This is a genomic window from Frankia sp. AgKG'84/4 (genome assembly GCF_023242965.2).
Taxonomy (GTDB): domain Bacteria; phylum Actinomycetota; class Actinomycetes; order Frankiales; family Frankiaceae; genus Frankia.
On record NZ_JALKFU020000277.1, the window covers coordinates 1 to 6,795 of the forward strand.

Genomic DNA, 6,795 nt, shown 5'->3' on the forward strand with positions numbered 1-6,795 from the left:
CCTCGGGCTCGGTCGTGGCGCCGCCAGCCACCGCAGACTCCGCACCCTGACCGGTCGGAGGCGGGCCGGTGGGCCGGGTCGCGACGGGCCCGTCCGCCTCCGACATCGCGGCTGCCCCGGGCGGAAGCACCCGGACCGTGGGCTCGCCGTCGTCCAACGCGGAGTCGTCGCGCAGAAGGTCGTCAACCTCGGACGGTGCTAGGGGGAGGACGGCGCGGGCGCGGCGGCGAGCCGACGCATCCCGAACCTGCACGGGTGGACGCCCGTCCGACCGCATCAGCCAGGCCACCGCGGCGACGAGGCCGACCAGGACGACGAGCACCAGGGACAGGAGGATGACTAACACGCCCTCCATCGCTGCTCCCCTTGCTGTCGTCAGGCCCGCCGAAGCGAGCTGGACCGGAGCGGCGAAGGACCCACGACCAGGCACGATCACAGCCGCGGAGATCCCAGAGTCACATTACGGCGCCAGCGACACACCGTGACCTGGCCATCATTGGCGAACGGGCATCGGGCACACCGAACTGGGCATCCGCGGGGCGGCTACCTGCGTGTGAAGTTGAGCGAGCTATCTGTACCGCGTCACCATGACCGCGTCACCGCAGGATCCTGTCACCTTTCCGAAAGAGTAGTTCGCCGCACATTCCCGGGTCAAGGAATTCATCACATTGACAGCGACGCCGCAATCCAGGCGACGCGGCCACGCGGACTAGTCCCACTCCGACGACGCTTCCTCCACCTCGCTCTCATGATCGTCGGGAGTGACCTGCTCGCGCACGACCCGGGCCGCCAGGCCTCCCGAGTAACCCCGCCGCATCAGCATGGCGACCAGGCGACGGATGCGGACCTGCTCCGGCAGCCGATCCATGGAGGCCAGCCGGCGCCGAACAAGATCGCGAGCGATCTCCTCCTCGTCGGCCTCGTCGATGACCTCGGTGGCCGCGTCGACGATGTCCGGCTCGATCCCCCGCCGACGCAGCTCCACCGCCAGCGCCTGGCGTCCGAGCCCGCGCCGCTCCCGGGCGGAGCTGATGTAGGCCGCGGCGAAGGCACCGTCGTCGACCAGCCCGACAGCAGTCAAGCGATCAAGGACGGCTTCCGCGACGTCCTCGGACACACCGCGGCGACGCAGTGTCGCGGCGAGCTCCGCGCGACTACGCGCCCGCGCTGCCAGTTGGTTCAGGCAGATCTCCCGCGCGACCGCCACCGGATCGGCCGGCCGGCCGGCATGGTCGGCGGCCTCGGAACCGGTGGTCGGTCGGCGTTCGGCATCGCGCCGACCGGCCGGCATCGGCTACAGGTCGACCGGGACCGGCGCCTCGACTTCGGCGTCGAGGGTGGGCAGGATGCCAAGCTTTTCCTTGATCTTCTTCTCGATCTCGTTGGCCAGGTCGGGATTGTCCCGAAGGAACGACCGGGCGTTTTCCTTACCCTGGCCGAGCTGATCTCCGTCGTAGGTGTACCAGGCACCGGACTTGCGAATGATGCCGTGCTCGACGCCCATGTCGATCAGAGAACCCTCGCGGCTGATACCCCCGCCGTAGACGATGTCGAATTCGGCGGTCCGGAACGGCGGAGCCACCTTGTTCTTCACCACCTTGACTCGGGTGCGGTTACCCACAGCCTCCGTGCCGTCCTTCAGCGTCTCAATGCGGCGCACGTCGAGCCGCACCGAGGCGTAGAATTTCAGCGCCTTTCCACCGGTCGTCGTCTCCGGCGAGCCGAACATGACGCCAATCTTCTCGCGGAGCTGGTTGATGAAGATGGCGGTCGTGCTGGAGTTCGCCAGCGCGCCCGTCATCTTGCGCAGCGCCTGCGACATCAGCCGGGCCTGGAGGCCGACGTGGCTGTCGCCCATCTCACCCTCGATCTCGGCCCGCGGCACGAGCGCGGCCACCGAGTCGATGACGATGATGTCCAGCGCACCGGACCGCACGAGCATGTCCGCGATCTCCAGCGCCTGCTCACCCGTGTCCGGCTGGGAGACCAGCAGGCTGTCGGTGTCCACACCGAGCTTCCCGGCGTAGTCCGGGTCGAGGGCGTGCTCGGCGTCGATGAACGCCGCGATCCCCCCGAGCGCCTGCGCGTTGGCCACCGCGTGCAACGCGACAGTCGTCTTACCGGAGGACTCCGGGCCGTACACCTCGATGATGCGGCCGCGCGGAAGCCCGCCGATACCGAGCGCGACATCCAGCGCGATCGAACCCGTGGGGATGGCCTGAATCGGGGGCCGGGTGTCGTCTCCCAGCCGCATGACGGAACCCTTGCCGAACGCCTTGTCGATCTGGGCGAGCGCGTTTTCCAACGCCTTCTCGCGGTCGAGCCCTGCCGCCATTGAGGTCACTCCATGCTGAGGTCGTCGATTCTTGGCCACGGAGATGACGTTAGGCCGGGGGTCTGACAGTTTCGAGAGCCGGGGCCAGTCTGTGGACGGCCGCGACGCGGACGCTGTGGACAAGGAGCATCATGGGGATAACTCTAGCCGAACAAGCGTTCGACCGGCGAGCGACACGCCGGGCGGGGGCCCTCAGCGCTCCCGCGCCGGCACGTCGAACTCCTCGCACACCGCCCGCCAGACGACCTTCGCGTCGTCCCCGCGGGCCAGCGCCGCCTCGACCGTCACCCCACCGAGCGGCGCAAGAACATGATCGTGTGCGAACGACTCCGCGTAGGCGGAGCCGAACCGGTCATTCATCTTCGCCCAGAACTCGGTCAACCGCACCCCGCCAGTGTGCACCGGCCCGAACCGGACCGGTCAACCACATCCGTCCCCGCGTGCGCCGCCGGCCACCCGCCGCCTCGAGGGATCGCGGCGCCGGAACGCCCGGACGGCAGCCAGCGACGGCCGCCTGACCAGGCCGCCACGAGACCGGCCGAGACCGGCCGCAGAATCCTGTCGGTGGCGCGACGCAGACTGGAGGACGTGAGCCCGGACAGCCCGCACGACCCGCAGGAACCGCTCTCGTCGTTCTCCGCGCCGACGCGGGAGTGGTTCGGTGCCGCCTTCGCCGCCCCCACACCGGCCCAGCGGGGCGCGTGGGAGGCCATCCGAGCTGGGGGAAACGCCCTCGTCGTCGCCCCGACAGGTTCGGGCAAGACCCTCGCGGCCTTCCTGTGGTCGCTGGACGCGCTGGCCCGCGCGCCGCGCCCGGCCGAGCGCACCCGCCGCTGCCGGGTGCTTTACGTCAGCCCCCTCAAGGCGCTCGCCGTCGACGTGGAGCGCAACCTGCGGGCTCCGCTGGCGGGCATGCGGGCGGCAGCGCAGCGCTTCGGCCTCCCGCTGCCCGACGTCACCGTCAGCATCCGTTCCGGCGACACCCCGGCCGCCGCGCGGCGCAGCTTCGCCGCGGCCCCGACCGATGTCCTCATCACCACGCCGGAGTCCCTGTTTCTGCTGCTCACCAGCGCGACGCGGGAGGCGCTGCGCGGCGTGGAGACGGTGATTCTCGACGAGGTGCACGCCGTCGCCGGCACGAAGCGGGGTGCGCACCTGGCGGTCAGCCTGGAGCGCCTCGACGCGCTGCTCGAGCGGCCCGCGCAGCGGATCGGGCTGTCCGCCACGGTGCGACCGATCGATGAGGTCGCCCGGTTCCTCGGCGGCCCGGCTCCGGTCACGGTCGTCCGCCCGCCGTCGACCAAAACGCTCGAGCTCCAGGTCGTGGTGCCGGTCGAGGACATGGCGAGTCTCGGCGAGCCGGTCCCCGACGCCGGCGCCGACGGCTCGGCCGCCGCCGCACCGCCCCGGGCCTCCATCTGGCCCGCGGTCGAGGAGCGGGTGCTCGACCTGGTGCTCGCGCACTCGTCGACCATCGTGTTCGCCAACTCCCGACGGCTGGCGGAGCGGCTTTGCGCCCGGCTGAACGAGCTGCACGCCGACCGGCTGGCCGTGGCGGCGGAGCAGGCCGAGTCCGCCGCCCAGGGCGCCGATGGGGGGGATGGCCCGGCTCGTCGTCCGCCCCTGGACCGGTGGCCGCACGGAGCCGGGGCGACCCAGATCGCGCCGGCGGCGATGATGGGGCCCGCCGGTGAGGGCCGGGTCGACCCGGCGTGGCCGGAGGTGGCGCGGGCCCACCACGGCAGTGTGAGCCGCGAGCAGCGCCAGCTCATCGAGGAGGACCTCAAGGCCGGCCGGCTGCCGGCGGTCGTCGCGACGTCGAGCCTGGAGCTCGGCATCGACATGGGCGCCGTCGACCTGGTGGTGCAGATCGGCTCGCCGCCGAGCGTCGCCGCCGGCATGCAGCGGGTGGGCCGCGCCGGCCACCAGGTGGGCGCCAGCAGCATGGGCGTGGTCCTCCCTCGGCATCGGGGTGACCTGCTCGAATGCACTGTCGTCGCGGAACGGATGCGGGCCGGGGAGATCGAGTCGCTGCGACTGCCGCGCAATCCCCTCGATGTGCTCGCCCAGCAGATCGTCGCGATGACCGCGATGGACGACTGGTCCGTCGCGGACCTCGGCGTGCTGGTGCGCCGCACGGCCACCTTCGCCTCGCTGCCGTCCTCGGTGCTGGAGGCCGTGCTCGACATGCTGGCCGGTCGCTACCCGTCCGACGACTTCGCCGAGCTGCGTCCGCGCATCACCTGGGATCGTGACACCGGCACGCTGCGCGGCCGTCCCGGCGCGCAACGCCTCGCGGTGACCAGCGGCGGGACGATTCCCGACCGCGGGATGTTCGGCGTGTTCCTCGTCGGTGAGAAGGCCAGCAGAGTCGGTGAGCTCGACGAGGAGATGGTCTACGAGTCGCGGGTCGGCGACGTCGTCCTGCTCGGCTCCTCGAGCTGGCGGATCGAGGAGATCACGGCCGATCGGGTGCTCGTCACCCCGGCGCCGGGGCGCCCGGGCCGGCTGCCGTTCTGGCATGGCGACGCGCCTGGTCGGCCGGCTGAGCTCGGCCGTGCGCTCGGGGCGTTCCTGCGCGAACTCGGCCGGCTGCCCGGCCCGGCCGCGACCGAGCGGGTCCGCGCCGCCGGCCTCGACGAGTGGGCGACCGCGAACCTGCTGCGGTACCTCGACGAGCAGCGCGCGGCCGCCGGCCACCTCAGTGATGACCGCACCCTCGTGGTCGAACGGTTCCGCGACGAGCTCGGCGACTGGCGGCTCGCGGTGCACTCGCCGTTCGGGGCGCCGGTGAACGCGCCGTGGGCGCTCGCGCTCGGGGCCCGCCTGCGCGCGCAGTACGGCACCGAGGTCCAGGTCATGCACACCGACGACGGGATTGTCGCCCGGATCCCGGACGCGGCACGTGTGCCGGGCGCCGAGCTGGCCGTGTTCGACCCGGACGAGATCGACGCGATCGTGCGCGCCGAGATCGGCGGCAGTGCCCTGTTCGCCAGCCGGTTCCGCGAGTGCGCGGGGCGCGCGCTGCTGCTGCCGCGGCGCACGCCCGGACGGCGCACGCCCCTGTGGCAGCAGCGTCAGCGCAGCTCGCAGCTACTGTCGGTGGCCGCGGAGTTCACCGACTTCCCGATCGTGCTCGAGACGATGCGGGAGTGCCTGCAGGACGTGTTCGACACCCCGTCGTTGGTCGGCCTGATGCGCGAGGTGGCCTCCCGCTCGCTGCGGGTGGTGGAGGTGGAGACCTCCTCGCCGTCTCCCTTCGCCGCCGCGCTGCTGTTCGGCTATGTGGCCGCGTTCATGTACGAGGGGGATGCCCCGCTCGCCGAGCGACGGGCCCAGGTCCTCTCGCTGGACAGCTCCCTGCTCGCCGAGCTGCTCGGCGAGGCCGACCTGCGGGAGCTCATCGACCCGGCCTCGCTCGCCCAGGTCGCCGCGGAGCTGACCCGGCTGGCGCCGCAGCGCCGGGCCCGCGACGCGGAGGGGGTCGCCGACCTGCTGCGCGTCGTCGGCGACCTGACCACCGAGGAGGCGCTCGCCCGCGGCGCGACCCCGCAGTGGCTGGCGGATCTCGAGCACGACCGGCGAATCATCCGGGTACGGATAGCCGGGGAGGAGCGCTGGGTGCCCATCGAGGACGCCGGGCGGCTGCGCGACGCGCTGGGCGTCCCCCTGCCCGTCGGCGTGCCCGATGCCTTCACCGAACCGGTGCGCGATCCTCTCGGCGACCTCATCTCACGGTTCGCCCGCACCCACGGTCCGTTCGACGCGCAGGAGCCGGCCCGCCGGCTCGGGCTCGCAGTCGCGGTCGTGGAGACCGTTCTTGCGGCACTGACCGCCAGCGGCCGGCTGGTTCGCGGTGAGCTGCACCCGGACCGGGCCGGCGTGCAGTGGTGTGACGCCGAGGTGCTGCGCATGCTGCGTCGGCGCAGCCTCGCGGCGTTGCGCCGGGAGATCGAGCCCACCCCGACCCAGGCGCTCGGCGCGTTCCTGCCGGCCTGGCAGGGGGTGGGCGGCGGGCGCGCCCGCGGCGTCGACGGCGTCCTTCGGGTGGTCGAGCAGCTCCAGGGCGCCCTTATACCGGCCAGCGCCTGGGAGTCACTCGTGCTGCCGGCGCGGATCAGCGACTACTCTCCCGGCCAGCTCGACGAGCTGTGCTCGGCCGGGGAGGTGCACTGGGCGGGCGCCGGCGGGCTGCCCGGCGGGGATGGCTGGCTCACCCTGGTCACCGCCGACGCCGCGGGCCTGCTGCTGCCGCCCGCCGAGCTGGACGCGGCCGTGGGGCCGACGCACGCAGCGATCCTCGACGCGCTCGCCGACGGGGCGGCGTTGTTCTTCCGGGCCCTGTCGGACCGCGCCGGCTCCCTCGACGACGCCGCGCTGAGCGCCGCGCTGTGGGATCTCGTCTGGGCCGGTCTGGTCACCAACGACACCCTCGCGCCCTGGCAGTCCTGGTGGACCGG

At 72.5% G+C, this 6,795-nt stretch carries 4 protein-coding genes and 1 pseudogene; 1 reads left to right on the forward strand and 4 read right to left on the reverse strand.

Annotated features, from left to right (window positions below):
- The 4 genes and pseudogenes from MXD58_RS16740 to MXD58_RS16755 form a co-directional block, all read right to left on the reverse strand.
- Window positions 1-355: pseudogene (locus MXD58_RS16740) on the reverse strand (hypothetical protein); the annotation flags it as partial.
- Between the two features lie 354 nt (window positions 356-709).
- The gene (recX, locus tag MXD58_RS16745; protein ID WP_248838293.1) at window positions 710-1,291 is read right to left on the reverse strand and encodes a recombination regulator RecX; all 582 of its coding nucleotides are present in this window, start codon (window positions 1,289-1,291) and stop codon (window positions 710-712) included.
- A 3-nt stretch (window positions 1,292-1,294) separates the two neighbouring features.
- On the reverse strand, window positions 1,295-2,335 hold the full coding sequence (recA, locus tag MXD58_RS16750; protein WP_248838292.1) for a recombinase RecA: 1,041 nt from the start codon (window positions 2,333-2,335) through the stop codon (window positions 1,295-1,297).
- 192 nt (window positions 2,336-2,527) lie between these two features.
- A complete protein-coding gene (locus MXD58_RS16755; protein WP_248838291.1) occupies window positions 2,528-2,722 on the reverse strand; it encodes a DUF3046 domain-containing protein in 195 nt (64 codons plus the stop codon).
- 177 nt (window positions 2,723-2,899) lie between these two features.
- Here MXD58_RS16755 and MXD58_RS16760 point away from each other — a divergent pair.
- On the forward strand, window positions 2,900-6,795 hold a 3,896-nt coding region (locus MXD58_RS16760; RefSeq protein WP_250609522.1), incomplete at its 3' end, for a DEAD/DEAH box helicase.